Annotated in this window: 27 protein-coding genes; 13 read left to right on the top strand and 14 right to left on the bottom strand. The window is 68.4% G+C overall.

Going from position 1 to position 25,439, the window contains the following annotated elements:
* The first annotated feature begins 5 nt into the window (after window positions 1–5).
* Window positions 6–3,839: a YhdP family protein gene (locus I4484_RS13650; RefSeq protein ID WP_197447817.1), complete on the top strand. Its 3,834-nt coding sequence runs from the start codon at window positions 6–8 to the stop codon at window positions 3,837–3,839.
* Window positions 3,836–5,290, top strand: coding sequence for a metalloprotease TldD (gene tldD / locus I4484_RS13645; RefSeq protein WP_197447816.1), 1,455 nt, complete (start codon window positions 3,836–3,838; stop codon window positions 5,288–5,290). Before I4484_RS13650 ends, tldD begins: the two co-directional genes overlap by 4 nt.
* A gap of 196 nt (window positions 5,291–5,486) precedes the next feature.
* On the opposite strand, the gene yjgA is transcribed toward tldD, so the two are convergent.
* A complete protein-coding gene (yjgA, locus tag I4484_RS13640; RefSeq protein ID WP_197447815.1) occupies window positions 5,487–5,993 on the bottom strand; it encodes a ribosome biogenesis factor YjgA in 507 nt (168 codons plus the stop codon).
* Window positions 5,994–6,142: 149 nt separating this feature from the next.
* Between yjgA and pmbA the strand changes: the two genes are divergently transcribed.
* The gene (pmbA, locus tag I4484_RS13635; RefSeq protein WP_197447814.1) at window positions 6,143–7,483 is read left to right on the top strand and encodes a metalloprotease PmbA; all 1,341 of its coding nucleotides are present in this window, start codon (window positions 6,143–6,145) and stop codon (window positions 7,481–7,483) included.
* Between the two features lie 117 nt (window positions 7,484–7,600).
* On the opposite strand, the gene I4484_RS13630 is transcribed toward pmbA, so the two are convergent.
* From I4484_RS13630 to I4484_RS13580, 11 genes are all read right to left on the bottom strand, one after another.
* Window positions 7,601–7,870, bottom strand: coding sequence for an HPr family phosphocarrier protein (locus tag I4484_RS13630; protein WP_197447813.1), 270 nt, complete (start codon window positions 7,868–7,870; stop codon window positions 7,601–7,603).
* Window positions 7,871–7,872: 2 nt separating this feature from the next.
* Window positions 7,873–8,793: an RNase adapter RapZ gene (gene rapZ, locus I4484_RS13625; RefSeq protein ID WP_197447812.1), complete on the bottom strand. Its 921-nt coding sequence runs from the start codon at window positions 8,791–8,793 to the stop codon at window positions 7,873–7,875.
* A 45-nt stretch (window positions 8,794–8,838) separates the two neighbouring features.
* Entirely contained in the window at window positions 8,839–9,309 is a 471-nt protein-coding gene (gene ptsN / locus I4484_RS13620) for a PTS IIA-like nitrogen regulatory protein PtsN (protein ID WP_197447811.1), read from the bottom strand.
* 6 nt (window positions 9,310–9,315) lie between these two features.
* Window positions 9,316–9,624, bottom strand: coding sequence for a ribosome-associated translation inhibitor RaiA (gene raiA / locus I4484_RS13615; protein WP_197447810.1), 309 nt, complete (start codon window positions 9,622–9,624; stop codon window positions 9,316–9,318).
* 108 nt (window positions 9,625–9,732) lie between these two features.
* On the bottom strand, window positions 9,733–11,160 hold the full coding sequence (locus tag I4484_RS13610) for an RNA polymerase factor sigma-54 (protein WP_197447809.1): 1,428 nt from the start codon (window positions 11,158–11,160) through the stop codon (window positions 9,733–9,735).
* A gap of 158 nt (window positions 11,161–11,318) precedes the next feature.
* Window positions 11,319–12,044, bottom strand: a complete 726-nt coding sequence (lptB, locus tag I4484_RS13605) for an LPS export ABC transporter ATP-binding protein (RefSeq protein WP_197451046.1) — start codon at window positions 12,042–12,044, stop codon at window positions 11,319–11,321.
* A gap of 7 nt (window positions 12,045–12,051) precedes the next feature.
* Window positions 12,052–12,591 (bottom strand): lipopolysaccharide transport periplasmic protein LptA, encoded by a 540-nt coding sequence (gene lptA, locus I4484_RS13600; protein ID WP_197447808.1) that lies wholly within the window; start codon window positions 12,589–12,591, stop codon window positions 12,052–12,054.
* Window positions 12,588–13,208, bottom strand: a complete 621-nt coding sequence (gene lptC / locus I4484_RS13595) for an LPS export ABC transporter periplasmic protein LptC (RefSeq protein ID WP_197447807.1) — start codon at window positions 13,206–13,208, stop codon at window positions 12,588–12,590. Before lptC ends, lptA begins: the two co-directional genes overlap by 4 nt.
* A 12-nt stretch (window positions 13,209–13,220) precedes the next feature.
* The gene (locus I4484_RS13590; RefSeq protein ID WP_197447806.1) at window positions 13,221–13,778 is read right to left on the bottom strand and encodes an HAD family hydrolase; all 558 of its coding nucleotides are present in this window, start codon (window positions 13,776–13,778) and stop codon (window positions 13,221–13,223) included.
* Between the two features lie 24 nt (window positions 13,779–13,802).
* Window positions 13,803–14,816, bottom strand: coding sequence for a KpsF/GutQ family sugar-phosphate isomerase (locus tag I4484_RS13585; protein WP_234283456.1), 1,014 nt, complete (start codon window positions 14,814–14,816; stop codon window positions 13,803–13,805).
* 32 nt (window positions 14,817–14,848) lie between these two features.
* Window positions 14,849–15,793 carry a calcium/sodium antiporter gene (locus tag I4484_RS13580; RefSeq protein WP_197447805.1) on the bottom strand — a complete coding sequence of 315 codons (945 nt, stop codon included), beginning with the start codon at window positions 15,791–15,793 and terminating at the stop codon, window positions 14,849–14,851.
* 140 nt (window positions 15,794–15,933) lie between these two features.
* Between I4484_RS13580 and I4484_RS13575 the strand changes: the two genes are divergently transcribed.
* The 9 genes from I4484_RS13575 (at window position 15,934) to hisD (ending at window position 22,819) form a co-directional block, all read left to right on the top strand.
* Window positions 15,934–16,746, top strand: coding sequence for an ABC transporter ATP-binding protein (locus tag I4484_RS13575; RefSeq protein WP_197447804.1), 813 nt, complete (start codon window positions 15,934–15,936; stop codon window positions 16,744–16,746).
* Window positions 16,743–17,528, top strand: coding sequence for a lipid asymmetry maintenance ABC transporter permease subunit MlaE (gene mlaE / locus I4484_RS13570; protein WP_197447803.1), 786 nt, complete (start codon window positions 16,743–16,745; stop codon window positions 17,526–17,528). Before I4484_RS13575 ends, mlaE begins: the two co-directional genes overlap by 4 nt.
* Before the next feature lie 37 nt (window positions 17,529–17,565).
* A complete protein-coding gene (gene mlaD / locus I4484_RS13565) occupies window positions 17,566–18,030 on the top strand; it encodes an outer membrane lipid asymmetry maintenance protein MlaD (protein WP_197447802.1) in 465 nt (154 codons plus the stop codon).
* 37 nt (window positions 18,031–18,067) lie between these two features.
* Window positions 18,068–18,730 carry a phospholipid-binding protein MlaC gene (locus I4484_RS13560; RefSeq protein ID WP_197447801.1) on the top strand — a complete coding sequence of 221 codons (663 nt, stop codon included), beginning with the start codon at window positions 18,068–18,070 and terminating at the stop codon, window positions 18,728–18,730.
* Window positions 18,727–19,059 (top strand): lipid asymmetry maintenance protein MlaB, encoded by a 333-nt coding sequence (locus I4484_RS13555; protein ID WP_197447800.1) that lies wholly within the window; start codon window positions 18,727–18,729, stop codon window positions 19,057–19,059. Before I4484_RS13560 ends, I4484_RS13555 begins: the two co-directional genes overlap by 4 nt.
* 133 nt (window positions 19,060–19,192) lie before the next feature.
* Window positions 19,193–19,462 (top strand): BolA family protein, encoded by a 270-nt coding sequence (locus I4484_RS13550; RefSeq protein WP_197447799.1) that lies wholly within the window; start codon window positions 19,193–19,195, stop codon window positions 19,460–19,462.
* Window positions 19,463–19,475: 13 nt separating this feature from the next.
* On the top strand, window positions 19,476–20,738 hold the full coding sequence (gene murA / locus I4484_RS13545; protein WP_197447798.1) for a UDP-N-acetylglucosamine 1-carboxyvinyltransferase: 1,263 nt from the start codon (window positions 19,476–19,478) through the stop codon (window positions 20,736–20,738).
* A 42-nt stretch (window positions 20,739–20,780) separates the two neighbouring features.
* Entirely contained in the window at window positions 20,781–21,443 is a 663-nt protein-coding gene (hisG, locus tag I4484_RS13540; RefSeq protein WP_197447797.1) for an ATP phosphoribosyltransferase, read from the top strand.
* A gap of 53 nt (window positions 21,444–21,496) precedes the next feature.
* The gene (gene hisD / locus I4484_RS13535) at window positions 21,497–22,819 is read left to right on the top strand and encodes a histidinol dehydrogenase (protein WP_197447796.1); all 1,323 of its coding nucleotides are present in this window, start codon (window positions 21,497–21,499) and stop codon (window positions 22,817–22,819) included.
* Window positions 22,820–22,834: 15 nt separating this feature from the next.
* Here the strand turns inward: hisD and I4484_RS13530 are convergent, their stop codons facing one another.
* The gene (locus I4484_RS13530) at window positions 22,835–24,040 is read right to left on the bottom strand and encodes a Do family serine endopeptidase (protein WP_197447795.1); all 1,206 of its coding nucleotides are present in this window, start codon (window positions 24,038–24,040) and stop codon (window positions 22,835–22,837) included.
* Window positions 24,041–24,141: 101 nt separating this feature from the next.
* Between I4484_RS13530 and I4484_RS13525 the strand changes: the two genes are divergently transcribed.
* Window positions 24,142–24,903, top strand: coding sequence for a Nif3-like dinuclear metal center hexameric protein (locus tag I4484_RS13525; RefSeq protein ID WP_197447794.1), 762 nt, complete (start codon window positions 24,142–24,144; stop codon window positions 24,901–24,903).
* 26 nt (window positions 24,904–24,929) lie between these two features.
* Here the strand turns inward: I4484_RS13525 and I4484_RS13520 are convergent, their stop codons facing one another.
* The gene (locus tag I4484_RS13520) at window positions 24,930–25,379 is read right to left on the bottom strand and encodes a YhcB family protein (protein ID WP_197447793.1); all 450 of its coding nucleotides are present in this window, start codon (window positions 25,377–25,379) and stop codon (window positions 24,930–24,932) included.
* Between the last annotated feature and the right edge of the window lie 60 nt (window positions 25,380–25,439).

Below are 25,439 nucleotides of genomic sequence, written 5' to 3'. Positions count from 1 at the left end.
GTCCGATGCCTCCTTCACGCCGGATAGGACGCTGGGCCCTCACCCTGCTGGCCGTGGTGCTGACGCTTGTCGCCGTGCTCGTGGTGGCACTGCGGCTCGTCCTGTCCCAGGCCGACCAGGTGGCGCCACGCGTCGAGCGGTTGCTCGCGGCGCGCACGGGTGCGGCGGTTCAGTTGCGTGAGTTCGATGCAAGGCTGGCCCGGCTCGACCCGGTGATCGAGGGGCGCGGGCTGTCGCTCAGCACCCGGGCCGGGAGTGCCGGCCTGCCGCTGCTGGAGGTCGAGCATGCACGCCTGCGGCTCGATACTTCGGCGAGCCTGCGCAACGGCGTGCCGGTGGTCGCCGATGCCCGCATGAGCGGGATGACGCTGCATCTCTACCAGGACGAGCAGGGCGGGTGGCACTGGCCGGACCCGGCCCAGATCCCCCCCGAACTGCTGGAAGGTGAATTCCACCTCGAACAGCTCGACGCCTGGGTCGGGCTACTGCTGCGCCAGCGAGCCTGGGTGGACAACGTGCGGCTGGTACTGCACGGCCGCGAGCGCCGGGTCGAGATGCTGGCGCCGCGGCTGCTGCTCACCGGTGACGAGCGCCGAGCGCATCTGGAGGGCGAGGTGCACCTCGAGGGGCAGGAGGAGGCCACGCTGCAGGCCGCGCTGGAGGTCTTCCCGGGACCTACCGGTTTTCGCGATTTCAGCGCGGCCCTTCAGGCCAGGATGAAGCTCGGCACGCTGATCGACCTGGTCGAGGTATTCACTCCCGACGATCCCCTGCGGCTGGAGGACGCCAGCGGCGACGTCACCCTGTGGGGGCGCTGGCACCGCGGTGAGCTGGCCGATGCACGCGTCGACATCGACGTGCCCCGGCTGGCGCTGCGTCGCAACGACGAGCCGATCGTGCTGGAACCGTTCAAGGCGCGCGGCCAGTGGCTGCGCAACGACGAGGGTTGGCAAGCCTGGCTGCAGGGCGATGCTGCCGCTGCCGACTGGGCCGAACCGCGCGAGCTCGAGCTCGAGCACGAGCCGGCCCTGCCGCATTTCTGGCATGTGCGCAGTGACGCCGAGGGCTGGTGGCTGACCACCAGCCGCTTCGAGCTGGCTTCGCTGGCTGCCTGGCGCGAGCGCATTCTGCTGCCCGAGGGGCTGGTGCGCACCATCGACGCCCTGGATCCTCGCGGCCTGGTGGCGGGGCTCGGAGTCGGGCGGCGTAACGGCCATTGGGTCGCCCAGGCCGCCGTGCACCAGGTCGAAGTGGAGCCCTGGGATGAGGTGCCGGGCGGTGGCCCGCTCGATGCCTGGGTCGAGGCGCGGGATCTTTCGGGGCACGTCGAGTTCGTCGGCGTGGGTGAGCCGACGTTCAAGGTGCCGCAGCTCTACCAGGCACCGATGGCGCTCTCCCATGCCAGCGGCGAGGTGCGCTGGACCTACGAGGGGCCGCGCACCTTCGTCAGCGGGCGCCGGCTCGAGGCGGGCTGGCAGGGGGCCGAGGTGGAGGGGAGCTTCGGCCTGGCGCTCGGCGGCGATGTGCACGGGGGCCTGGGGCTCGATCTGCGCTTTCGAGATGCCGATGCCCTGGAGCGGCCGCTGGAGGAATGGCTGCCCGGCGATGTGCTGGGGGAGGAACTGCATACCTGGCTCTCCGCGGGGGTGGCCGGGCGCGTGCCGTCGGGCGAGCTCAAGCTGCACCTGCCGCTGCGGCGTGGCGGCAGCGGCCTCGAGCCGCGCCTGCAGCTCGACCTCGAGATCGAGGAGGGGCGCCTGGCGTTCGATCCCGAGTGGCCGGCGATCGAGTCCCTCGAGGGGCGGCTCACGGCGGGTATCGGCACCCTCGAGGCCGAGGTGGACCATGCCGTGAGCCTGGGCGTCGAGGCGGGCAACGGACGGGTCTTCCTCGAGGACGAGGTGCTGAGGGTGAGCGGCGACCTGACGGCCGACGGCGACGCCCTGCACCGCTACCTGCGTGCCGTACCCGTCGACGGCATGCAGCAGCAGGTGGACGACTGGCGCGGCGAAGGGCGGGCCACCGGTCGGATCGAGCTGGCCACGAGGCTCGGCGACGAGGAGGGGTTTCGTCTCGATCTCGACACCGAGGTGGCCCTGGAGCGACTCGACTACCTGCCGCTGGACGTGCCTTTCGAGGACGTTCACGGCCCCCTTGCCTGGCGTCAGCAAGACGAGGAGGGCGGGCTCGTGGGCCAGTTGGAGGCACGCCTGTGGGGTGGTCCGGCCCAGGCCGAGATCGACACCCTTGCCGGTCATGCCGACCTCAACGGCTCCGCCGAGATCGCCAGCGTGCTGCAGCGCTACGAGATCGGCGACCTCACGGCCAGGGTCTCGGGGCGCCTGCCCTGGCGTGGCCGGTTCTCGCTCGGCGAAGCGCGCAACAGCTTTCGTTTCGACAGCAGCCTGGAGGGGGTCGCCATCGACCTGCCGGCGCCGCTGGGCAAGACGGCGGGCGAGACGCGCCCGCTGTGGGTGCAGGCCGACCTCGACCAGCAGCGGGTGGAGGCCGAGCTGGGCGGCGATACGCGCCTGCGCTGGCGAGGCGTGCCGTGGTCGGAGCTGGGCCAGGGGCAGTTCTGGATGGGACGGCTGCCGGAGTCTCCCGAGTGGCCCGAACAGGAGGGCTGGACCGGGACTCTCTACCAGTCACGGCTCGACCCGGTTGAGTGGGGCGAGGCACTGGCGCCGCTGCTATCGGGCGGGCGCGCGACCGCGAGGGAGGGGGCCTCGCCACTGCGTCTGCTGCGGGTGGAAACCGCCTGTCTCGCTGGGCCGGACACCTGCCTTGGCGTCATGAGCGCCGAGGCGCGTCCGCAAGTCGGCGGCGGCTGGCGCGTCGGGCTGCAGGGCGACCTGCTCGAGGGCATCCTCGATTATCGGCCTTCCCTCTCCGCGCCGTTGGATATCGCGCTCGAGCACCTGACCCTCGACGACCTGCTGTCGGCCCGGGTGGAGGACGCCGGCAACCTGCTCGAGGAGCTCGACGTGCCGCCCGACCCGGCGCCTCTGCCCGGCTGGCTCACCGAGCTGCCCGATGGCCGCCTGCGGATCGCCGACATCCTCTACCAGGGGCGGCGTATCGGCCCGCTGACCGCTCGCTGGGAGGGCGGGCCGCAGCGGCTGCGGGTGGCACCGCTGGGGCTGACCCTGGGCCAGGTCTCGGCGCGGGGGGAGCTTGTTTGGGAGTCGGCCGGCGCCGGCGACAGCCTGACCCGCTCGCGGATCGATCTCGACGGGCGCGACCTGGGCACGGCGCTGGAGAGCCTCGGCCAGCCGGTCTCGATCCGCAGCAACGAGACCCGGGTGCGCAGTCAGCTGGCCTGGCCGGGTGCCCCCTGGCAGTTCGCCCTGGCGCGCTCACGCGGCAGCGTCGAGGTCGAGCTGCGCGACGGCCGTTTCGCCTACCTCGAGTCACCCACGGCACGGCTGGTGGGTCTGCTCAACGTCGACAACCTGCTGCGCCGGCTGCGCATGGATTTTTCCGACGTCACCGGCCAGGGCACGGCTTTCGATCGAGTGAGCGGGGCTGCTACCCTGTATGAAGGCGTGCTGGAGACCAATGGCCCGGTGACGATAGACGGCCCGGCGACCTCCTTCACCCTGGACGGCACCGTCGATCTCTTCCGGCGGGAGCTGGATCAGCGCCTGGGGGTCACGGTGCCCGTCAGCAGTAGCCTGCCGCTGGCCGCGGTGATTGCCGGGGCGCCGGTGGTGGGCGGCGCGCTGTTCATCGCCGACCGGCTCTTCGGCAGAGCCATCGACCGGGTCACCCGAATTCACTATCGCGTGCGGGGTCCTTGGATCTCGCCGGATATCACACTGGAAACCGCCGAATGACGACATCTTCCCCGTTCATGCTCGATACCGCCGCCGAGATCCTGCTGCACCCCGGCGGGCTGGATATCGATGCGCTCGATGCCGGCCTCGGCCATGTGCTGACGGCCGGCGTCGACTATGCCGACCTGTACTTCCAGCGGAGCTGGCATGAGAGCTGGGTCCTCGAGGACGGCGAGGTCAAGGAGGCCGGCTACAACATCGACGGCGGAGTCGGCGTGCGCGCCATGGCGGGAGAGAAGACGGGCTTCGCCTACTCCAACCAGATCACCGCCGACGCCTTGGCCGAGACCGGGCGGACGGCGTCGGGCATCGTGCGCAGCGGCGCGACCCTGCCGGCCGGCTCGCGGGTCGTGAGCCAGGCCGCGCCGCGCTATGCCTCGATCGATCCCTTGGCGGGCCTCTCGGCCGAGGAGAAGATCGCCCTGCTCAAGCAGGCCGACCGCGTGGCGCGGGCCGCCGATCCGGCGATCAGCCAGGTCAGCGCATCCCTGACCGGCGTGCACGAGGTCGTGCTGGTACGCGCCAGCGACGGCACCTTGGCGGCGGACATTCGGCCGCTGGTGCGCTTCAACGTCAGCGTCATTGCGGTCAGAAACGGCAGGCGTGAGCGTGGCAGTGCCGGTGGCGGCGGGCGCTATGCCATGTCGCGGCTGCGCGATGACAACGTGGCCGAGCGCTTCGCCAGGGAGGCTGTGCGCCAGGCGCTGGTCAACCTGGAGGCGGTCGACGCCCCGGCCGGCCAGATGCCGGTGGTGCTCGGCCCCGGCTGGCCGGGGATCCTGCTGCACGAGGCGGTGGGCCACGGCCTGGAGGGTGACTTCAACCGCAAGGGCAGCTCCGCGTTCGCCGGGCGCATGGGGCAGCGTGTTGCCGCGCGGGGCGTGACGGTGGTGGACGATGCCACCCTGGCCGATCGCCGCGGCTCCATGAGCGTGGACGACGAGGGCACGCCGGGGCAGTACACCCCGCTGATCGAGGACGGCATCCTCACCGGCTACATGCAGGACAAGCTCAACGCCCGGCTGATGGGCATGCGGCCCACCGGCAACGCCCGGCGCGAGTCGTTCGCCCACATGCCGATGCCGCGCATGACCAATACCTACATGCTGGCCGGCCAGGACGATCCGGCCGACATTCTCGCCAGCGTCAAGCGGGGCATCTATGCGGTCAGCTTCGGCGGCGGCCAGGTGGACATCACCTCGGGCAAGTTCGTGTTCTCGGCCAGCGAGGCCTACCTGATCGAGGACGGCAGGATCACCGTGCCGGTGAAGGGCGCGACGCTGATCGGCAACGGGCCGGAGGCGATGGGGCGGGTGTCGATGATCGGCCACGACCTGGAGCTCGACACCGGGATTGGCGTCTGCGGCAAGGAGGGGCAGGGCGTGCCGGTGGGCGTCGGCCAGCCGACGCTGAAGCTGGATGAGCTTACGGTAGGCGGAACTGCCTCCTGAGTGAAGCAAGAGTCTCGTAACTGTGCCTATAGCGGCGGCGAGGGGGGCGCAGGGGGCAGGCTGGAGGGGAGGTCCTACGCCATGGATGGCGTAGGTAGCGCCCAGGGAAGGGGTTACAGCGCCTCCTCGGAAGCCTGCCGCCGCGACCCCGTGAAGCCAGGCGGTCGGTCGCAGACTGTGTCCTGGGCCTGCGCTTTTACAAACCGGCCGTATCGCGGATCAGCCGGAACAGTTTGCGTGCATTGGCGGGGGGCTTGCCCCGTTCGCGCTCGCTCTTGGCGTTGCGGATCAGCTGGCGCAGCGCCTGACGGTCGACGTCGGGATGCTCCTCGATGAACGCCTCGACGGCGCCGTCGCCCTCGTCGATCAGGCGGTCGCGCCACTTCTCGAGGCGGTGGAAGGCCAGATCGCGCCGGCGGGCCTCCTGCTCGATCTCGTCGAACACGGCCTGTATCGCCTCGAGGTCCTCGCGCCGCATCAGCTTGCCGACGTACTGCATGTGGCGCCGGCGCCCCTCGTGGGAGCGGATGCGCGCGGTTTCCTCGACCGCTGCCAGCATGTCCTCGGAGAGCGGGAAGCGGGCGCGTTCGGCGGGACTCATGGCGATGATTTGCTCGCCCAGCGCCTGCAGGGCATGCATCTCGCGCTTGAGCTGGGACTTGCTGGGTCTTTCATCGGAGGAAGAGGGAATATCCTGGGTCATGCCGCATCCAAGTAGTGAGAGGGTCAGCGCTAGCCTGGCCATCGAGAGATGAATAGGTTCGATGACAGCAGTATATCAGTCCGTCGTGCTACGGCGGGAACAGACGCGTACGGAGACCGGCACGGCCGGTGAATGAGGGAGAGAGACACATGAGCAAGGCTTTCGATGCCGCCGCCCAGCAGGCGCTGCTGGAGTCCCGTGCCGAGCAGGCGTTGTCCCTGGCTCGGCATCTGGGGGCCGATGCCTGTGAGGTGGGGGCCAGTGTCGATCAGGGCGTCGGCATCAGCGTACGTGAAGGGGAGGTGGAGTCCGTCGAACTCTCTCGCGACCAGGGGGTTGCCGTGACGGTCTACCTGCGCGGGCACAAGGGCAGCGCCTCCTCCACCGATGCCGGTGACGCCTCGATCCGCGAGGTCGTGGAAAAGGCCATGGCCATCGCGCTCTACACCGGGGAAGACCCCGCGGCCGGGCTGGCCGACCCTGAACTGATGGCGACCGACCTGCCGGATCTCGACGTGCACCATCCCTGGCCGCTCTCCACCGAGCAGGCCATCGAGCTGGCACTGGCCTGTGAAGCGGCCGGGCGCGGCGAACCCGGTATCCGTCAATCCGAAGGCGCCTCGCTCTCCAGCGGCGAGGGAGTGCGGGTCTATGCCAACAGTCATGGCTTCCTCGGCAGTCAGCGTGGTAGCCGCCATTCGCTCTCGTGCATGTTGATCGCCGAGGACGCGGGCGGCATGCAGCGCGACTATGACTACACCAGTGCGCGCAACCCCCGCGACCTGCTGGCCGCAGAGGAGGTGGGCAAGCGCGCGGCCGAGCGCACCCTGCGCCGCCTGGGCGCACAGCGCCCCGTGACCGGGCGCCTGCCGGTGCTGTTCGATGCCAGCGTCGCCAGCGGCCTCGTCGGCCACCTGATGAGTGCCATCGCCGGCGGTGCGCTCTTTCGCCAGGCGTCTTTCCTGTGCGACCGGCTGGGCGAGCCGCTGTTTCCCGACTGGTTCAGCCTGGGGGAGCGACCCATGGAGCGTGGCGCCATGGCCAGCTCGCCGTTCGACAACGACGGCGTGCAGACCCGCGACAACGTCTTCGTCGAGGAGGGCCGCCTGGCCAGCTACATGCTGTCGGCCTACAGCGCGCGGCGTCTTGGCATGCAGACCACCGGCAACGCCGGCGGCGCACGCAACCTGCGCATCGCCGCACCGCTCGAGTCGCGCGAGGCGCTGCTCGCCCGCATGGGTCGGGGCGTGCTAGTCACCGAACTGATGGGGCAGGGGGTCAACGGCGTGACCGGCGACTATTCGCGTGGGGCGGCCGGCTTCTGGGTGGAGAACGGTGAGATCCGACATCCGGTGGAGGAGTTCACCATCGCCGGCAACCTCGAGGCAATGTACAAGGGGCTGCTGGCCGTGGGCAATGACATCGACACTCGCGGCAGCATCCATACCGGCAGCTGGCTGATCGACGAGATGACCGTGGCCGGTAGCTGAATGGGATGAGCTTCCTATCCCTTGCCGCCTGGCCGGCGCCATGAGCGAGCGATGGCCAGGCCAGGCGAAGCCCGACGAGCAGGCTTCAACGCCGCATGGACGAGCGCAGCCATTCCTCTAGGTATCCTCTTCGAAGCGGGCCTCGAAGAGGGCCTCGATCGCTTCCAGCGCCGCTTCGGCATCTTCGCCCTCGGCGCTGACCTCGAGTTCGGTGCCGCAGGGAGCCCCCAGCATCAGCAGCGCCATGATATTGCTGGCATCGGCCTGCTGCGGCCCGCGGTTGACGAGCACGCGCGCGCTGAAGGGCTGGCAGCACTGGACCAGCTTGGTGGCAGCGCGGGCATGGAGGCCGCGTTTGTTGGTCAGGGTCAGCTTGCGGCAGGGCACACTCAGGTTTCCTTGCGTTCGGAGGTCTCTACGGTCACATCCCGGGTGGCGGTGACCGGGGTGTGGATGCCGAGCTCCCGGTGACGCAGGCGCACGTCCGGCTGCTGCCGGGCCAGGTGCTTGGCGAGGCGCTCCGCCAGGTACACCGAACGGTGCTGGCCGCCGGTGCAGCCGATGGCGACGGTCAGGTAGCTGCGGTGGGTATCGCGGTAGGCCGGTAGCCAGCGCTCGACCCAGGCGATGATGTCGTCGAGCATCTGCTGGACCAGAGGATACTGTTCGAGGAACTCCACGATGCAGGGCTCCCTGCCGGTGGCCGAGCGCAATCGCGGGTCCCAGTAGGGGTTGGGCAGGCAGCGCGCGTCGAAGACGATATCGGCATCGAGCGGTACGCCGCCCTTGAAGCCGAACGACTCCACCGTCAGGGTCAACTGGTCGGCGCGATGGCTGGCCACCTGTTCGGTGATACGCCCGCGCAGGTCATGCACCGACAGCCGCGAGGTGTCGATGATCAGGTCCGCCAGGTTGCGAATGTCGCTCAGCGTGGCGTCTTCCGACTCGATGGCCTCGTTCAGGGTCATGTCCCGGCCGCGGGTCAGGGGGTGACGCCGTCGGGTCGCGGAGTAGCGTTCGAGGAGAATGCGGGCATCGGTGGTCAGGTAGATGACCTGGCAGTCGACCTGCTTGTTGCGCAGCTCCTCCAGCAGGCGCGGGAAGCGCTCCAGGGCGTGGGGGAGGTTGCGCGCATCGATGCTGACGGCGATGGAGGTCTGGATCGTGGGCGAGCTGCGTAGCTCATCCACCAGCGAGCCGAGCAGCATCGCCGGAAGGTTGTCGATGGCGTAGTAACCGATGTCCTCGAGCGCCTGCAGTGCGATCGACTTGCCGGAGCCGGAACGGCCGCTGATGATCACAAGCTGCATGAGGAATCTCCTGATCAGGGGCTGGCCGTACGGCGAGGGAAGCGGTCAGGCCGAGGACTGTCGTCGTATCGCTTCGACGAGACGCTCGTGGAGTTCACGCTGGCTCGTGCACTTGCGCAGCCGGGCGCGCGTCTCGGCGTCGTTCATGACGCTGGCTACTTGGCTCAGCAGCGACAGGTGCGTATCGTCGGCCTCTTCGGGCACCAGCAGCACGAACACCAGGTCGACCGGCTCGCCGTCGATGGCGTCGAAGTCGATGGGTTCGGCCAGCTTGAGAAAGGCGGCCACGGGGCTGTGGCAGTGGGGGCTGCGGGCATGAGGAATGGCCACGCCGTTGCCGATACCGGTGCTGCCCAGCCGCTCGCGCCCGACCAGTCTACCGAAGACCTCCTGGCTGTCGAGGCTCGGGGTGTTCTGCGCGATGAAGGTGCTGAAGAACTCCAGCACCCTCTTCTTGCTGCCTCCCGGAACGTCGAACAGAGCGCGTTCCGGGGGCAGGATGGTTTCCAGTGTCATGGCAACTCAGCGAACGCCGGCGCCCTGGGCGCGAGCCTGGGCCTTTTCCTTGTGTTTGACCAGTTGACGATCGAGCTTGTCGGTCAGCGCATCGATGGCGGCGTACATGTCCTGATCGGAAGCTTCGGCATGCAGATCGGCGCCGGCGGCATGCAGCGTGCAGGCGGCCTGCTGGCGCTCCTTCTCGATCGAGAGCGTGACCTGCACGTTGGTGATGTTGTCGTAATGTCGCTGGACGCGGTTCAGCTTCTCGCTCACGTAGTCACGCAGTGAATCGGTCAGCTCAACATGATGGCCGGTGATGTTGACTTGCATGACAAGCTCCTTCGTCCTTCGGGTGGTAGCTCGATTGTAACCCTTTTTCCTGCCCTGCATACCCCCTCGGGCGGCGGGATTGCCCGGGGTCAACATCACGTCGCGGGGTCAACGAAAACGCTTGCGCTCGCTCGATGAGGGGATGCCCAAGGCTTCGCGATACTTGGCCACCGTGCGGCGGGCGACCTGGATGCCATCCTCGGCCAGCAGATCCACCAGGCGGCTGTCGGAGAGCGGCTTGCGGGGCGGCTCGTCGGCGATGAGCTTGCGGATGCGGGCACGGATCGCGGTGCTGGAGTGGACGTCCCCGTCGCCGCTTCCGCCGACATGGCTGGAGAAGAAGTACTTCAGCTCGAAGACGCCTCGCGGAGTATGGATGAACTTCTGCGTCGTCACCCGCGAGATGGTCGATTCGTGCATCTCGACGGCCTGGGCGATGTCGGCCAGCACCAGCGGCTTCATGCCTTCCTCGCCCTGCTCGAGAAACTCGATCTGGCGCGCCATGATCTCCCGTCCCACCCGCAGAAGCGTGTCGTTGCGGCTGGCCAGGCTCTTTATCAGCCAGCGGGCCTCCTGCAGGTGATCCTTGAGGAACTGGTTGTCCTGGCTCTTGTCCGCACGCCGCACCAGGGCGACGTAGTCGGGCTGGATGCGCAGGCGCGGCAGGGCCTCGGCGTTGAGTTCCACGCGCCAGCCCGATTCGTCGTGATAGGCGACGAGGTCCGGGGTGACGTAGCTGCTGCCGACCTCGGCAAAGTCGCTGCCGGGGCGGGGATCCAGCGAGCGAACCAGGGCGATGACCTGGTCCAGCGACTCGTCGTCGAGACCCAGGCGACGCTTGAGCAGGCGGCGGTCGTCGGCAGCCAGCGCCTCGAGGAACTGGCGCACGAGACGGCGGGTCTGGGGCAGCAGTGGGGTATCATCGGGCAGCGCCGCCAGCTGCAGCATCAGGCACTCGCGCAGGTCGCGGGCGAACACGCCGGTGGGCTCGAACTGCTGCAATCGCAGCAGGACCTGCTCGACCTCCCGGGTGGGCAACCCCTCCAGGCCCTGACGGCGCAGGCCGTCGCGTATTTCCTCCAGGGGGTGGGCCAGGTAGCCGGCGGCGTCCACGGCGTCGATCAGGCTCTCGGCGATGAGGCGCTGGCGGTCGTTCAGGTCGGTCATCGCCAGCTGCCAGATCAGATGGCCGGCGAGGGTCTGCGCCGAGGCTTGGCGCTCGAAGTCCGGCCCCTCGCCGGTGGCGGCGCCTGAGCCGGAGCCCGTGCCGTGGTCGGGGTAGGTGTCCGTCCAGTCGCTGTCGGTGGAGAGTTCGCTGGGTATCTCGCTGGCCCAGTCGTCGCTCGGGGTTTCGCTGACGGCCTGTTCGCCGAAGCCGTCGTCGAGTTCCAGCATGGGGTTGGATTCCAGCGCCTGCTGGATCTCCTGGCGTAGGTCGAGGGTCGAGAGCTGCAGCAGGGCTATGGCCTGTTGCAGCTGGGGGGTCATGGTCAGCTGAGTGCCGACACGTAATTGCAGGGACGCTTTCATGGCCATGAGGGTAAGGCGCTCATCTGCCGGAAAAGCTCTACCCTAGACGGGTAGCCCATGACTTGCAAGAGAAATGGCTGCAATATGCATGCCAGTGAAAGTTTTTATCCCTGATTAGAATGTTTTAATGCGTCCCAGGTGCTTGCATAATGCAGTGGAGTGCGCTACAGGCGAAAGTCCTCGCCGAGATAGACCTCTCGCACCCGCTTGTTGGCCAGAATGGCCTCGGCGTTTCCATCGGCAATGATCTGGCCGTCGCCGACGATGTAGGCCGAGTCGCAGATGTCGAGGGTTTCACGGACGTTGTGGTCGGTGATCAACACCCCGATGTCGCGCGCCTTGAGCTGGCGGATGATGCCCTTGATCTCGCCCACCGAGATCGGGTCGACCCCGGCGAAGGGTTCATCGAGCAGGATGAAGGCCGGTTCGGTGGCCAGCGCCCGGGCGATCTCGACGCGGCGCCGTTCGCCGCCGGACAGGCTCATGCCCAGGTTGTCGCGGATGTGGGTGACGTGGAAATCTTCCAGCAGCTGCTCGAGCCTCTCCTGTCGCCCGCGGCGGTCGAGATCCCGGCGCGTCTCGAGGATGGCCATGATGTTGTCGGCTACCGACAGCTTGCGAAAGATCGATGCCTCCTGGGGCAGGTAGCCGATACCCGCCCGAGCCCGTTCGTGCATGGCGCTGTGCGAGAGGTCCCGGTCGTCGATGTGCACTTCACCGGCATCGGCCTTGACCAGACCGACGATCATGTAGAACGACGTGGTCTTGCCGGCCCCGTTGGGCCCGAGCAGGCCGACCACGCGGCCCTGCTCGATGGTGAGGCTGATGTCGTGGACCACGCGGCGACGCTTGTAGCTCTTGGCCAGGTGGCGGGCGTGCAGGGTCTTCATCGACATGTCAGCGCTCCGGCTGCAGGGTCATGCGAATGCGCTGGCTGCCTTCGACGCCCTCGCTCTGGGAGCGTGCCTGCACCACGCGGCGGTCGAGGAAGTACTCGAGGTAGCCGCCGTCGAAGGTGTCGCCGCCCTGGTGCAGCTCGGCGCGGTCGATCAGTTCCACACGGCGCTCGGCGACATGGTAGACAATGGTACGCCCCCAGCCGCGAACCACGGGTTGCTCGGGGTCGGGCTGCTGCTCGATGTAGGCGCGCTCGCCGCGGGCCGTGGCGCGCGAGAGTTCGCCGGCCGCATTGCGCTGAAACTCGACGCGGTCGCCGGTGAGTCGCATGCTGCCCTGGCGAATGTCGACATCGCCGGTGTAGACCGCGGTGCCGGCGCGATCGTCGAGGTCGAGCCGGTCGGCCTCGACCTCGATGGGCTGCTCGGCGTCGCGCTGCTGCGCCATGGCCGGCCCGATACTCGCCAGGCCGATCAGCGTCACGCTGGCCAGTGCCAGGGTGAATGGCCTGCGGAGGGTCGGGAGCCTGCATCGCTTCATGGCGTGAAATCCTCTAGGTTGACGGCGTCGGCTTGTCCCGACTGGGTGCCTTCCGGGACATGGTGGCCGCGCACATTGTCGGTCAAACGTGCCCGATTGTCATGAATCCAGGCGTCGAAGCGCTCGCCGCGCATGTGCTGGGGGGGTTGCTGCAGCAGGGCGGGCGTGTCGCTCCAGGCATGACCCACGTTGGCGTCGAAGTGCAGGGTCTCGGTGTCGAGCTGCCAGCGCTCCTCGGGCGCGAACAGCCGGGCGTCGCCCGAGAGCGTCAGCGGATTGCCGCCCGGGCCGAGACGGCCTTCCTCACCGCTCGCCTCCCAGCGCCGGTTGTCGCGGTCGATCAGATGGGCCAGGGGCGTGACGGCACGGGTGACGTCGTCATGGGGGGTGTGGACGAGTCGCGGGCTCTCCAGGCGCTGATGCGCCAGACCGGTGGCGTCGAAGCGGGTCAGCTGCGCCTGCTCCAGGTAATAGTCGGGTTCGCCGGCCTCGTCGGTGGGGACCGGGCCGGGGGCCGGGGCCTGCCAGGGATCCAGCCAGGCGATCAGGCCGCCGAGGATCACCAGCAGCAGGAACAGCCAGACACGAAACGAGGGGCGTGGCAACCGACGCAGCATGTTCGCTCGGCCTCAGCGCTTGCCGTGGAGGTAGGTATCGACCAGCGCGTCGCGATGCCCTTGGGCCTCGAGCAGCAGGTCGCAGATCTCGCGCACCGCGCCGTGTCCCCCGCTGCGTTCGGTGACGTAGTCGGCCACGTCGCGGATGTAGGGCGGGGTGTTGGGGACGGTGATGCCGATGCCGGCACGCTGGATGGCGGCCAGGTCGGGTAGGTCGTCGCCGCAGTAGGCCACCTGTTCGAGCTCGATGCCCCGCCGCGTGCACAGCTCGCGCAGGGTGGCGAGCTTGTCCTCGCAGCTCTGGTAGACGTGATCGATACCCAGGGCGGCGGCGCGGTGGCTGACCATGGGCGATTCGCGTCCGGTCAGGAAGGCTACCTGCAGGCCGGCCCGCCGCAGCAGCTTGAGGCCCAGGCCGTCCTGGGTGTGAAATGCCTTGATTTCGACGCCGTCGGCCTGGAAATAGAGGCGGCCGTCGGTGAGTACGCCGTCCACGTCCAGCGCCAGCAGGCGAACCTTGCGCAGGCGGTCGACAAGATGCGGATCGAGAGTGGAGGTGGCCAGAGCCATGGGCTTTCCTTGGTCGGGATGAGGTCAGATCACGCCGCTTCGCAGCAGATCGTGCATGTGCAGGGCACCGATCGGGTGGCCCGCTTCGTCGACGACGGCCAGCGCCGTTATCAGGTTGTCTTCCATCATGCGTACCGCTTCGGCCGCCAGCACGTCGGGGGCGATGCGCTTGCCGGGCCGGGTCATGACATCGTCCACCGTCAGCTGGCTAAGGTCCTGATACTGGTCGAGCGTGCGGCGCAGGTCGCCGTCGGTATAGACACCGATCAGCCGATTGTGCTCATCGACGACGCAGGTGAAGCCGAGCCCCTGCCGGGTGATCTCGAGCAGGGCGTCGCGCAAGGGGCTGCCCAGCGGCACGCTCGGCAGTCGCTCGCCCTGGTGCATCAGGTCGCTGACGCGCAGCAGCAGCCGCTTGCCAAGACTGCCGCCGGGGTGCGAGAGGGCGAAGTCCTCGGCGGTGAAGCCGCGCGCCTCGAGCAGGGCCACGGCCAGCGCATCGCCCAGCGCCAGCGCGGCGGTGGTCGAAGCCGTTGGCGCCAAGTCGAGGGGGCAGGCCTCGCGTTCGACGCCGGCATCGAGGTGGGCGTCGGCGTGGCGGGCCAGCGTCGAGTCGGGGCGCCCGGTCATGCTGATCAGCGGCGTGCCGATGCGCTTGAGCAGCGGCAGCAGTGCGGTGACCTCGGCGGTCTCGCCGGAGTTCGACAAGGCCAGCACCACGTCGCCTGGGGTGATCATGCCGAGGTCGCCGTGGCTGGCCTCGCCGGGGTGCACGAAGAACGACGGCGTGCCGGTGCTGGCAAGTGTGGCGGCGATCTTGCCGGCGACATGGCCCGACTTGCCCATGCCGGTCACCACCACGCGGCCCTGGCAGGCGAGCATCAGCTCGCAGGCGCGGTCGAAGTGGCTGTCGAGCCGCTCGAGGAGTGCCGCGATGGCTTGCTCCTCGATCCTGAGGGTGCGTCGAGCGCTCTCCCTCAGCGGCGTGATGCCCGGGGCGGCGCTGTCGGGGGGTGCGGTGGAATCGTCTGAGCTCATGGCGATGATTGTTGCCCGATGGGAGGTTTCACTCAAGTGGCCCCGCCGCTGACGCCGAGCCAGACCAGGTAGGCGGCGTAAGTGGTCAGGAAGGCACCGCCGACGAGGCGGCCGAGCCGGCCCTGGCGCTGCCACAGCAGCAGGATGGCCAGGGCCAGCGTCAGCAGCAGCATGACGCGATAGTCGCGTCCCGCGGCGTCCGGGTGGGGGGCGCCGGGGGCGATGAGCGCCGGAATCGGCAGCACCGCGAGAAGATTGAACAGGTTGGAGCCGATCACGTTGCCGATGGCCAGGTCGTGGTGGCGCTTGAGTGCGCTGGCTACGCAGGCAGCCAGTTCCGGCAGGCTGGTACCCACCGCGACCACGGTCAGGCCGATCACCAGTTCGCTGATGCCGAGGCCGCGCGCCAGCTCGCTGGCCCCCCACACCAGGGCGCGGGAGCTCAGTGACAGCAGCAGCAGGGTGACGACCAGCCAGGAGAGTGCGCGCTTGAGCGTCATGTCGGGTATCTCGCCGGCCGGGTTGGCATCGGGCGTATCGGCGCGAATCAGCCACCACAGGCTGAAGACCATCAGCAGCAGCAGGACCAAGCCATCGAAGTGTCCCAGCACGCCGTTGGCCAGCGCATAGCCGGTGATCCCGGTCGCGCCGAGCAACAGGGGCAGCTCGCGACGCACCAGCGAGAAGGGCACCGGGACGGGGCGCGCCAGCGCCGTCGCGCCCAGCACCAGCCCGATGTTGGCGATGTTGGAGCCCAGCGCGTTGCCGATGGCCAGGTCGGGAAGGCCGTCCAGAGCCGCGAACAGCGCCACCACCATCTCGGGCGCCGAGGTGCCCAGCGCCACCACGGTCATGCCGACGAGCATCGCGCTCAGGCCGGTGCGGCTGGCCGTGGCGGCCGCGGCATTGACGAAACGGTCGGCGCTCCAGGTGAGGCCGGCAAGGCCGAGGGCGACGGCGACGAAAGCGATCAGCATGGCAACGGATCAGGGTGGCAAGTGAGGCCGCACATTAGACGTCTTCAGCGGTTCGGGTGCAAGCGACGCCGTGGCTCGGGCTGGCGTCGGGCAGAGCAGTTAGGATACGATGTTCGATAATTTTTCCTGGACCTTGCGGCATGATCGATTCCCCCTTCGTGGAGGTGGAGAGGCTGCGTTTCTCGCGCGGTGAAAAGACCATCTTCGACGGCGTCGAGCTGCGGATCCCCCGTGGCCGGATCACGGCCATCATGGGCCCCAGCGGCACGGGCAAGACGACGCTGCTCAAGCTGATCGGCGGGCAGCTGGTTCCCGACGCCGGTAGAGTCCTGATCGCCGGTCAGGACGTGCACGCGCTGTCGCGCAAGGCGCTGTTCACCCTGCGTCGGCGCATGGGCATGCTGTTCCAGAGCGGCGCGCTGTTCTCCGACCTCAGCGTGTTCGAGAACGTGGCCTTCCCGCTGCGTGTGCATACCGATCTGCCCCAGGCGATGATTCGCGACCTGGTGCTGATGAAGCTGCAGGCGGTGGGGCTGCGTGGGGCGCGCGAACTGATGCCGGCGGAGCTGTCGGGCGGCATGGCGCGGCGCGTCGCGCTGGCCCGGGCGATTGCGCTCGACCCTGACCTGGTGCTCTACGACGAGCCGTTCGTGGGCCAGGACCCGATCTCCAAGGGCGTGCTGGTACAGCTGATCAAGAAGCTCAACGAGGCGCTCGGACTGACCTCCATCGTGGTTTCGCACGATATTCAGGAGACCCTGTCGATTGCGGACTATGTCTACGTCATCGCCGACGGGCGGGTCATGGCGCACGGTACGCCGGGGAGTCTCGACATCGACGACGACCCGCGCGTCAGTCAGTTCGTGCACGGCGAGCCGGACGGCCCGGTGCCCTTCCACTATCCGGCGCCGGACTACTTCCGCGACATCCTCAACCTGGAGGGGCGGCCATGATCATCGGGCGCATCATGCGCCTCGGGCGCGGCGGCTGCGACGTGCTCGAGGCCCTGGGGAGGGCGGGGCTGTTCCTCGTCCAGTCCTCCATCGGCATCCCGTCCCGCGAAGGCTGCTACCTGTGGCTACGGCAGATGCACTTCGTCGGCGTGCTGTCGCTGGCGATCGTGCTGGTGTCGGGGCTGTTCATCGGCATGGTGCTGGCGCTACAGGGCTACACCATCCTGGTCGACTTCGGCGCCGAGCAGGCGCTGGGGCAGATGGTGGCGCTGTCGCTGCTGCGTGAGCTGTCGCCGGTAGTGGCGGCGCTGCTGTTTGCCGGGCGTGCCGGCTCGGCGCTGACCGCCGAGATCGGCCTGATGAAGGCCACCGAGCAGCTCACCAGCATGGAGATGATCGGCGTCGATCCGCTGCGCCGGGTGGTGGCGCCGCGTCTGTGGGCAGGCTTCGTGGCGCTGCCAATGCTCACCGTCGGCTTCAGCGTGGTTGGCATCTACGGCGGCTATCTGGTCGGCGTCGAGTGGCTGGGCGTGTTCGAGGGCTCCTACTGGAGCAGCATGCAAGCCAGCGTCGATTTCATCGCCGACGTCGGCAACGGCATGGTCAAGAGTCTGGTGTTCGCCCTGGTGGTGACCTGGATCGCGGTGTTCCAGGGGTACGACCTGGTACCCACCTCGGAGGGCATCTCGCGTGCCACCACGCGCACCGTGGTCTACTCCTCGCTGGCGGTGCTGGGGCTCGATTTCGTGCTCACCGCGCTGATGTTCGGAGGGTTTTCCTGATGCTCGGTAAATACCTATCGCTTACTGGAGAGGCAGGATGAAGCGCAGCAAGACAATGGAGCTGGGCGTCGGGCTGTTCATGCTGGCCGGCATACTGGGGTTGCTGGTCCTGGGGCTGCGGGTCAGCGGGTTGACCTTCACGGTGCCGGACGACACCTTCCGCCTGGAGGCCAACTTCGCCAACATCGGCGGCCTCAAGCCGCGTGCCCGCGTCACCATGTCGGGCGTCACGGTAGGGCGCGTCACCGCGGTCGAGCTGGATACCGAATGGTACGATGCCCGGGTCGTCCTCGAACTCGACGCCGAGCTGGAGGGTCGCCTGCCGCGCGACACCACGGCGGCCATCCTCACCTCGGGCCTGCTGGGCGAGCAGTACGTCGGGCTGACGGTCGGCGGGGACCCCGAGACGCTGAGCGCTGGCGATACCATCCGCGATACCCAGTCCGCCCTGGTGTTGGAAGAACTGATCCAGCAGTTCGTGTCCAATATGGTCAATGACTGAGCCACACCCTTGTCACCGTTTCACTAGAGGTCGAACCATGAGTCAGATGACGCTATCCCTCGCCCCGTTTCGCCGCCTGGTAGCCGGCCTGACCCTGGTCCTGGTCAGCCTGTCGGCGGTGGCGGCGCCGGAACGCGATCCCGAGCAGGTCATACGTGACAGCATCGACGGGCTGATGGGACAGATCGATGGGCGCAAGGAGTACTACGCCAGCAATATCAACGAACTCAAGTCGCTGGTCGACGACAGCCTCGACGACATCGCCGACTTCCGCTACATCGGCGCCAGCGTGATGGGGCGCTACTTCCAGAACGCCTCTCCCCGGCAGCGTTCGCAGTTCGTCGACGTCTTCCGCCAGACCCTGATCGATACCTATACCAAGGGGCTGGTGACCTTCGATTATCGTGAGCTGCGCGTACTGGAGAGTCGGCGAGCGTCGCGCCACGAGGACCAGGCTTCCGTGGCCATGGAAGTGGTAGCCATGGACGGTACGGTCTATCCGGTCAGCTACACGCTGCGCCTGAGCGATGGCCAGTGGAAGGTGGTCAACGTCATCGTCAACGGTATCAACCTGGGGCTGACTTTCCGCAACCAGTTCGACCAGGCCATGCGCGACCACGGCCGTGACTACGATGCGGTGATCGCCAACTGGTCGCCGGAGATCGCCACCGAGGAGCTCGAGGAAGGCGGCCGCTCATGAGCCGGCTGCTCGAGCGTGGCGGTGTGCGGCTGGAAACCGGCCCGCAGGGGCTGGCCGTCAGCGGCGATGTCGACTTCGAGATTGCCGCGCCGCTGGCGGAGGCGGGTCGTGCCTGGCTCGCCGACCAGGCCGCCGGGGCTCGCGTGGTGCTCGACCTTGGCGGGGTCGAGCAGGTCAGCAGTGCCGCGCTCAGCGTGCTGCTCGAGTGGGCGCGCCAGGCACGCGCGGCCGGTGTCGAGATCGACCAGGTCAAACTCTCGGCGCCGCTGGCGCGGCTGACCCGGGTGGCCGGGCTCGACGCGCTGCTGCCGCTCGCCGGCGAGGCCTGATCCCCACCGCCAGGCCCGGTTCCGGCATCGCCAAGTGCGATGCTTTTCTTTACCATGTAGGGATTCTGGTTTCCGGCGGCGGCCTTCATGGGGCCGCGGCCGCTCCATTCGTCCCACAGGAGTTCCGTTTTTCATGCAACCCAGTGACGTCAAGGCGCTGCTCGAGGCGCGCCTCGAGGACTGCGATTTCTATATCCAGGGCGAAGGCTGCAACTTCCAGGTCATTGCCGTGGGCGATGTCTTCGACGGCCTGTCGCCGGTCAAGCGGCAGCAGCTGATCTATGGGGCTCTCGCCGAAGAGATTGCCTCGGGTGCCGTGCATGCCGTCAGCCTCAAGACCTACACCCCGGCGCAGTGGGCTAGCGCGCCGGAGAACGCGGCTTCACCTGGCCAGGGCGCCTGACGGTCGAGCATTCATGGACAAGTTGATCATTACCGGCAACGGCCCCGTCGACGGCGAGGTCTGGGCCAGCGGCGCCAAGAACGCGGCATTGCCCATCCTGTGTGCCACCCTGCTGGCCGACGCGCCGGTGACCATCGGCAACCTGCCGCATCTCCAGGACATCACCACCACGCTGGAGCTGCTGGGTCGCATGGGCGTGGAGCCGGTGATGGGCGAGAAGATGACCATCCAGCTCGACGGTTCCCAGGTGCGGGACTGCCACGCCCCCTACGAGCTGGTCAAGAAGATGCGCGCCTCGATCCTGGTGCTGGGGCCCCTGCTGGCACACTTCGGCCATGCCGACGTGTCGCTCCCGGGCGGCTGCGCCATCGGTTCGCGGCCGGTGGACCTCCATATCCGCGGGCTCGAGGCCATGGGCGCGGAGATACGCGTCGAGGGTGGCTATATCCGTGCCCGCGTCGACGGTCGGCTCAAGGGCGCCACCATCTTCTTCGACACCGTCACCGTCACTGGGACCGAGAACCTGCTGATGGCCGCGACCCTGGCGGAAGGCACCACGATCCTGGAGAACGCCGCCCGCGAGCCCGAGGTGGTGGACCTGGCCGAGTGCCTGATCAAGATGGGCGCGAAGATCCGCGGCCACGGCAGCAACAACATCGTCATCGAGGGCGTCGAGCAGCTGCATGGCGCCTATCACGACGTCATGCCCGACCGCATCGAGACCGGCACCTTCCTGGTGGCCGCCGCACTGTCGCGCGGTCGCGTGCGGGTCCGCAATACCCGCGCCGACATTCTCGAGGCGGTACTGGCCAAGCTCGAGGAGGCCGGTGCCAAGGTCACCGTAGGCGACGGCTGGATCGAGCTGGACATGGAGGGGCGGCGCCCGCGTCCGGTCAACATACGCACCGCGCCTTACCCGGGCTTCCCCACCGACATGCAGGCCCAGTTCGTGGCCCTCAACGCCGTGGCGGACGGCTCCTCCCATGTGGTCGAGACGATTTTCGAGAATCGCTTCATGCACGTGCAGGAGCTGAATCGCATGGGAGCGCAGGTGGCGCTGGAGGGCAATACCGCCATGATCACCGGGGTCGAGCGGCTCTCCGGTGCTCCGGTCATGGCCACCGACCTGCGCGCTTCGGCCTCGCTGGTCATCGCGGCGATGATGGCCGAGGGGGAGACCCTGGTCGACCGCATCTATCACATCGACCGCGGCTACGAGTGCATTGAAGAAAAGCTGCAACTGCTGGGCGCCCGGATTCGTCGCATTCCCGGCTGAGCGGGCTGGCGGCGCCCGCGGTTTCCGACCATAGGCGAGACCATGAGCAAGCAACTGATTCTGGCCCTGTCGAAGGGCCGCATCCTCGACGAGACCCTGCCGCTGCTGGCGGATGCCGGGATCGTGCCGGCCGAGGACCTGGGCAAGAGCCGCAAGCTGCTCTTCGATACCAACCTCGACGACGTCAAGCTGGTCGTGATTCGCGCCACCGACGTGCCGACCTACGTACAGCTGGGCGCCGCCGACCTGGGCGTGGCGGGCAAGGACGTGCTGCTCGAGCACGGCGCCGAGGGGCTCTATGAGCCGCTGGACCTCGAGATCGCCAAGTGCAAGCTGATGACCGCCGGTATCGACGGGGCCGCGGCGGCGCGGGCCCGGCGCCGGGTGGCGACCAAGTTCGTCAACGTGGCGCGGCGCTACTACGCCGAGCAGGGCATCCAGGCCGAAGTGATCAAGCTCTACGGGGCCATGGAGCTGGCGCCGCTGATGAACCTGGCCGACGAGATCGTCGACATCGTCGACACCGGCAATACCCTGCGCGCCAACGGCATGTCGCCGCGAGAGCTGATCGCGCCGATCAGTACCCGCCTGGTGGTCAACAAGGCGGCGATGACCATGAAGCACGAACGCCTCAAGCCGCTGATCGCACGCCTCGCCGAGGCGGTGGCGCGTCGGCGAGCGCATGCCGAGGCGCCGGCTCGGTAGCCATGCGATTCGGTACCCGCAACGAAACCATTCATCAGGAGGCGCAGGCGATGATGAGCGAACCCCCCGTCGAAACCGTCGACATTTCCCGGCTGTCGACCGAGGCTGCCGACTTCGAGTCGCGCCTGGAGGCGCTGCTGGCCTGGGAGGGCGTGTCGGACGCCGAGGTTCAGGCGCGTGTCGCGGAGATCATCGCAGCGGTTCGTGAGCGCGGCGATGCCGCCCTGATCGAGTACACGGGGCGCTTCGACCGGCTGAAGGTGACCGCCATGAGCGAGCTCACCCTGGGGGCGGCGCGGCTGGAGCAGGCCTTCCACGGTCTGCCCGCGGAACAGCGTGACGCCCTGGCCCAGGCCGCCGAGCGCATTCGGCTCTACCACGAGCGTCAGAAGCCGGCGTCATGGTCCTACGTCGAGGAGGACGGCAGTGTGCTCGGCCAGCAGGTCACGCCGCTGGACCGGGCCGGCATCTACGTGCCGGGCGGCAAGGCCGCCTACCCCTCCTCGGTGCTGATGAACGCCATTCCTGCCCACGTGGCCGGCGTGCGCGAGATCGTCATGGTGGTGCCGACGCCCGATGGGGTGCTCAACGAGCTGGTGCTGGCCGCCGCCCACCTCGCCGGGGTGGATCACGTCTTCACCATCGGTGGCGCCCAGGCGGTGGCAGCGCTGGCCTACGGCACCGAGAGCGTGCCGCGGGTCGACAAGATCGTCGGGCCCGGCAACATCTACGTGGCGACCGCCAAGCGCGCGGTATTCGGCCAGGTGGGCATCGACATGATCGCCGGCCCCTCCGAGATCCTGGTGGTGTCGGACGGCGGTACCGATCCCGAGTGGCTGGCCATGGACCTGTTCTCCCAGGCCGAGCACGACGAGGACGCCCAGGCGCTGCTGGTCAGCTGGGACGCGCGCCACCTGGCCGAGGTCGAGGCGGCGATCGCCCGTCTGCTGCCGACGCTGGAGCGCGAGGCGATCGTGCGCCAGTCGCTGGCGCGACGCGGTGCCCTGATCCGCTGCCGGGATCGCGCCGAGGCAGTGACGCTGATCAACCGCATCGCGCCTGAGCACCTCGAGCTCTCCCTGGCCGATCCGCACGCGCTGCTGCCGGAGGTGCGCCATGCTGGGGCCATCTTCATGGGGCGCTACACGGCCGAAGCGCTGGGCGACTACTGTGCCGGCCCCAACCACGTGCTGCCGACCTCCGGCACGGCGCGTTTCTCCTCGCCGCTGGGCGTCTATGACTTCCAGAAGCGCTCATCGCTCATCCACTGCTCCGAAGCGGGAGCATCGGCGCTGGGCAGGGTGGCCTCGGTGCTGGCGCGCGGCGAGTCGCTGACGGCCCATGCCCGCTCCGCCGAGTACCGCATCAAGGAGTAGGAGGGGCGCCGCTCCTCAGCGTTCGGGTCGTCGGCTCGGCGGCAGCGGGCGTTCGCCCACCTCCAGGTCGACGGTGAAGGTCTCGCCGCTGCGCACCAGCGTCAAGGGAAGCGTGGCCCCGGGCTCGATGGCGGCGATGTCGCTCATCGCGGCACGCGCATCGAGGATGGGGCGCCCGTCGACCTCCAGCAGCACGTCGCCCGGGCGCAGGCCGGCGCGGGCGGCGGGCCCGTCCGGCACCACCGCGGAGATGACCACGCCGCGCGGCGCCTGCAACCCGAAGGAGGCCGCCAGGTCCTGGGTCATCTCCTGCGCCTCGATGCCCAGCCAGCCGCGGATCACGCGCCCCTGGGTCACCAGATCCTCCAGGATGGTGCGCGCCAGGCGGGTAGGGATGGCGAAGCCGACCCCCTGGGAGCCGCCAGAGCGGGAGAAGATGGCGGTGTTGATTCCCACCAGCGAGCCTTCGGCGTTGATCAAGGCGCCGCCGGAGTTGCCCGGGTTGATGGCGGCGTCGGTCTGGATGAAATCCTCGTAGGCACTCAGCCCCAGGTGGCTGCGCCCCGTGGCGCTGATGATGCCCATGGTGACGGTCTGGCCGACGCCGAAGGGGTTGCCGATGGCCATGGCAATGTCGCCCACCACCACGTCCTCGGTATCGGCGAGATGAATCACCGGCAGTTGCTCCAGGTCGATGCGCAGCACGGCCAGGTCGCTCTCGGGGTCGGTGCCGATCACCTCCGCCAGCGTTTCCCTGCCGTCACGCAAGGCCACCTGGATCTCGTCGGCGCCATCGATGACGTGATGGTTGGTCAGCACGTAGCCGTCCTCACTGACGATGACCCCAGAGCCCAGGCTCGACAGCAGGCGCTGCTGGGTTGGCAGGTCGTCGGCGAAGAACTGGCGGAAGAACGGGTCCGACATCAGCGGATGCTCCTCGCGCGCCACGACCCGCGACGAGTAGATGTTGACCACGGCCGGTGCGGCCTTCTCGACTGCGGTCGAATAGCTGACCGGCCCCTGCTGGCGCGCCAGGGGAGAGGCCTGCTGAAGCTCGGGGGAGGGGCGCGACACCGTCACCTCCGGGTCCGGCGCGGGTTGGGAGGAGGTGTCCGGGGTCGACGGGGCCCGCAGTAGCTGCGGAAAGGTGTTCAGCAGGACGATGGCCAGCAGCACGCCGATGAGGACGGGCAGGGCATAGGCAATGAGAGAACGACGCATGCGGCGCTTCCTGGTCGGCGGGAAGTCGATGGTGTCCCGCTCAGTCGTTACAATGGGGCCGATTGTAACATCGACACCGAAGCGCTGTCCGGGAGGCAGGGATGATTTTGCGAACCGAGCTGGTGCGGGCCTGCGATACGTTGCTGAACGTCACCGCGTTCAAGGACTATACCGTCAATGGGCTGCAGGTGGCGGGGCGAGACGAGGTGCGCCGCGTGATGAGTGGGGTGACCGCCTGCCAGGCGCTGCTCGACGAGGCGGTGGCGTGGCGGGCGGACCTGCTGCTCGTCCACCACGGCTACTTCTGGAAGAACGAGCCGGTGGCGATCACCGGCATCAAGCAGCGACGCATCCGCACGCTGTTGCTCCACGACATCAATCTGCTGGCCTACCACCTGCCGCTCGATGCCCACGCCGAGCTCGGCAACAACGCCGAACTCGGCCGTCGTCTCGGGTGGCGTGTGGAAGGTTGTGCCGACGGCGAGCTCGGCCAGGGGCTGGTGTGGCTCGGCAGCCTGCCCGAGGCCGCATCGCCTGCGGCCCTGGCGCGTGATGTGGGGGAGCGTCTGGGGCGCGAGCCGCTGCTCGTCGAGGCACCCGGTGGCGGAGCGGTACGCCGCGTGGCGTGGTGCACCGGTGGGGCGCAGGACATGATCGTCCAGGCCTGGGAGGCCGGTGCCGAGGCGTTTATCTCGGGCGAGATCTCAGAGCGCACCACGCATCTGGCCCGGGAGCTCGGCATCCACTACCTGGCGGCGGGCCACCATGCCACCGAGCGCTACGGAGTCCAGGCGCTGGGGGGCTGGCTCGAGCGGGAGTACGGTGTCGAGCATCGCTTCGTGGATATCGACAATCCGGCCTGAGGGGCGCGCCCGGCGGACGCGGGCGCTCAGTAGCGCGGCGGCTGCGGGGTCTCGCTCTTCTCGCCGCTGGACTTGAGGCCGAAATCCTCCGACAGGGTGCCGCCGGAGCCGTCGGCGTAGTCGCGCGGCGCCGGTATGTCGTCCTCGCTGCCGGTCAGGGCGGGCTGGTCGGCCGCCTTCAGCTGACGGTCGTGGCGGGGTTCGCAGTGCAACGTGCTGGCATCCTCGGTGAGGCGATGCTCGAGGGTGCGCATCTCACGCTGGATATTGCCCACCATCATGCCCACCTGGGTGAAATGCTCGTTCATGCCCTCCCGCATCACGCTGAGTTCGCGCTCGCGCTCGGCCACCTGGCGACGCAGCTTCTGCTGCTGCGTGGCCGAGGCGCCGAGCATGCGGTGGCCGATGACACCGATGCCAAGGCCGGCCAGCAGGCTGACGATGGCCACGATCCAGTTCACATTGCCGTAGTCCACGAAGTTCTCCTGATACTGATACACACCGGGGCCGTGCCGCTGCCCGGTTCGAGCCATGTC

This window comes from Halomonas sp. SS10-MC5, from assembly GCF_015992245.1.
GTDB classification, from domain to species: domain Bacteria; phylum Pseudomonadota; class Gammaproteobacteria; order Pseudomonadales; family Halomonadaceae; genus Halomonas; species Halomonas sulfidoxydans.
This window is presented reverse-complemented; position numbering and strand designations above follow the sequence as displayed.

Excerpts from the sequence above, each read along its gene's own strand:
- tldD (WP_197447816.1), top strand. The coding sequence starts at position 3,836 with ATGACGACATCTTCCCCGTTCATGCTCGATACCGCCGCCGAGATCCTG.
- murA (WP_197447798.1), top strand. The coding sequence starts at position 19,476 with ATGGACAAGTTGATCATTACCGGCAACGGCCCCGTCGACGGCGAGGTC.
- raiA (WP_197447810.1), bottom strand. The coding sequence starts at position 9,624 with ATGCAAGTCAACATCACCGGCCATCATGTTGAGCTGACCGATTCACTG.
- I4484_RS13610 (WP_197447809.1), bottom strand. The coding sequence starts at position 11,160 with ATGGCCATGAAAGCGTCCCTGCAATTACGTGTCGGCACTCAGCTGACC.
- I4484_RS13575 (WP_197447804.1), top strand. The coding sequence starts at position 15,934 with ATGATCGATTCCCCCTTCGTGGAGGTGGAGAGGCTGCGTTTCTCGCGC.
- mlaD (WP_197447802.1), top strand. The coding sequence starts at position 17,566 with ATGAAGCGCAGCAAGACAATGGAGCTGGGCGTCGGGCTGTTCATGCTG.
- I4484_RS13555 (WP_197447800.1), top strand. The coding sequence starts at position 18,727 with ATGAGCCGGCTGCTCGAGCGTGGCGGTGTGCGGCTGGAAACCGGCCCG.
- I4484_RS13580 (WP_197447805.1), bottom strand. The coding sequence starts at position 15,793 with ATGCTGATCGCTTTCGTCGCCGTCGCCCTCGGCCTTGCCGGCCTCACC.
- I4484_RS13530 (WP_197447795.1), bottom strand. The coding sequence starts at position 24,040 with ATGCGTCGTTCTCTCATTGCCTATGCCCTGCCCGTCCTCATCGGCGTG.
- lptB (WP_197451046.1), bottom strand. The coding sequence starts at position 12,044 with ATGAAGACCCTGCACGCCCGCCACCTGGCCAAGAGCTACAAGCGTCGC.
- I4484_RS13585 (WP_234283456.1), bottom strand. The coding sequence starts at position 14,816 with ATGAGCTCAGACGATTCCACCGCACCCCCCGACAGCGCCGCCCCGGGC.
- I4484_RS13650 (WP_197447817.1), top strand. The coding sequence starts at position 6 with ATGCCTCCTTCACGCCGGATAGGACGCTGGGCCCTCACCCTGCTGGCC.
- I4484_RS13550 (WP_197447799.1), top strand. The coding sequence starts at position 19,193 with ATGCAACCCAGTGACGTCAAGGCGCTGCTCGAGGCGCGCCTCGAGGAC.
- lptC (WP_197447807.1), bottom strand. The coding sequence starts at position 13,208 with ATGCTGCGTCGGTTGCCACGCCCCTCGTTTCGTGTCTGGCTGTTCCTG.
- I4484_RS13560 (WP_197447801.1), top strand. The coding sequence starts at position 18,068 with ATGAGTCAGATGACGCTATCCCTCGCCCCGTTTCGCCGCCTGGTAGCC.
- mlaE (WP_197447803.1), top strand. The coding sequence starts at position 16,743 with ATGATCATCGGGCGCATCATGCGCCTCGGGCGCGGCGGCTGCGACGTG.
- hisG (WP_197447797.1), top strand. The coding sequence starts at position 20,781 with ATGAGCAAGCAACTGATTCTGGCCCTGTCGAAGGGCCGCATCCTCGAC.
- rapZ (WP_197447812.1), bottom strand. The coding sequence starts at position 8,793 with ATGCAGCTTGTGATCATCAGCGGCCGTTCCGGCTCCGGCAAGTCGATC.
- I4484_RS13590 (WP_197447806.1), bottom strand. The coding sequence starts at position 13,778 with ATGGCTCTGGCCACCTCCACTCTCGATCCGCATCTTGTCGACCGCCTG.
- pmbA (WP_197447814.1), top strand. The coding sequence starts at position 6,143 with ATGAGCAAGGCTTTCGATGCCGCCGCCCAGCAGGCGCTGCTGGAGTCC.
- hisD (WP_197447796.1), top strand. The coding sequence starts at position 21,497 with ATGAGCGAACCCCCCGTCGAAACCGTCGACATTTCCCGGCTGTCGACC.
- I4484_RS13525 (WP_197447794.1), top strand. The coding sequence starts at position 24,142 with ATGATTTTGCGAACCGAGCTGGTGCGGGCCTGCGATACGTTGCTGAAC.
- lptA (WP_197447808.1), bottom strand. The coding sequence starts at position 12,591 with ATGAAGCGATGCAGGCTCCCGACCCTCCGCAGGCCATTCACCCTGGCA.
- yjgA (WP_197447815.1), bottom strand. The coding sequence starts at position 5,993 with ATGACCCAGGATATTCCCTCTTCCTCCGATGAAAGACCCAGCAAGTCC.
- ptsN (WP_197447811.1), bottom strand. The coding sequence starts at position 9,309 with ATGACACTGGAAACCATCCTGCCCCCGGAACGCGCTCTGTTCGACGTT.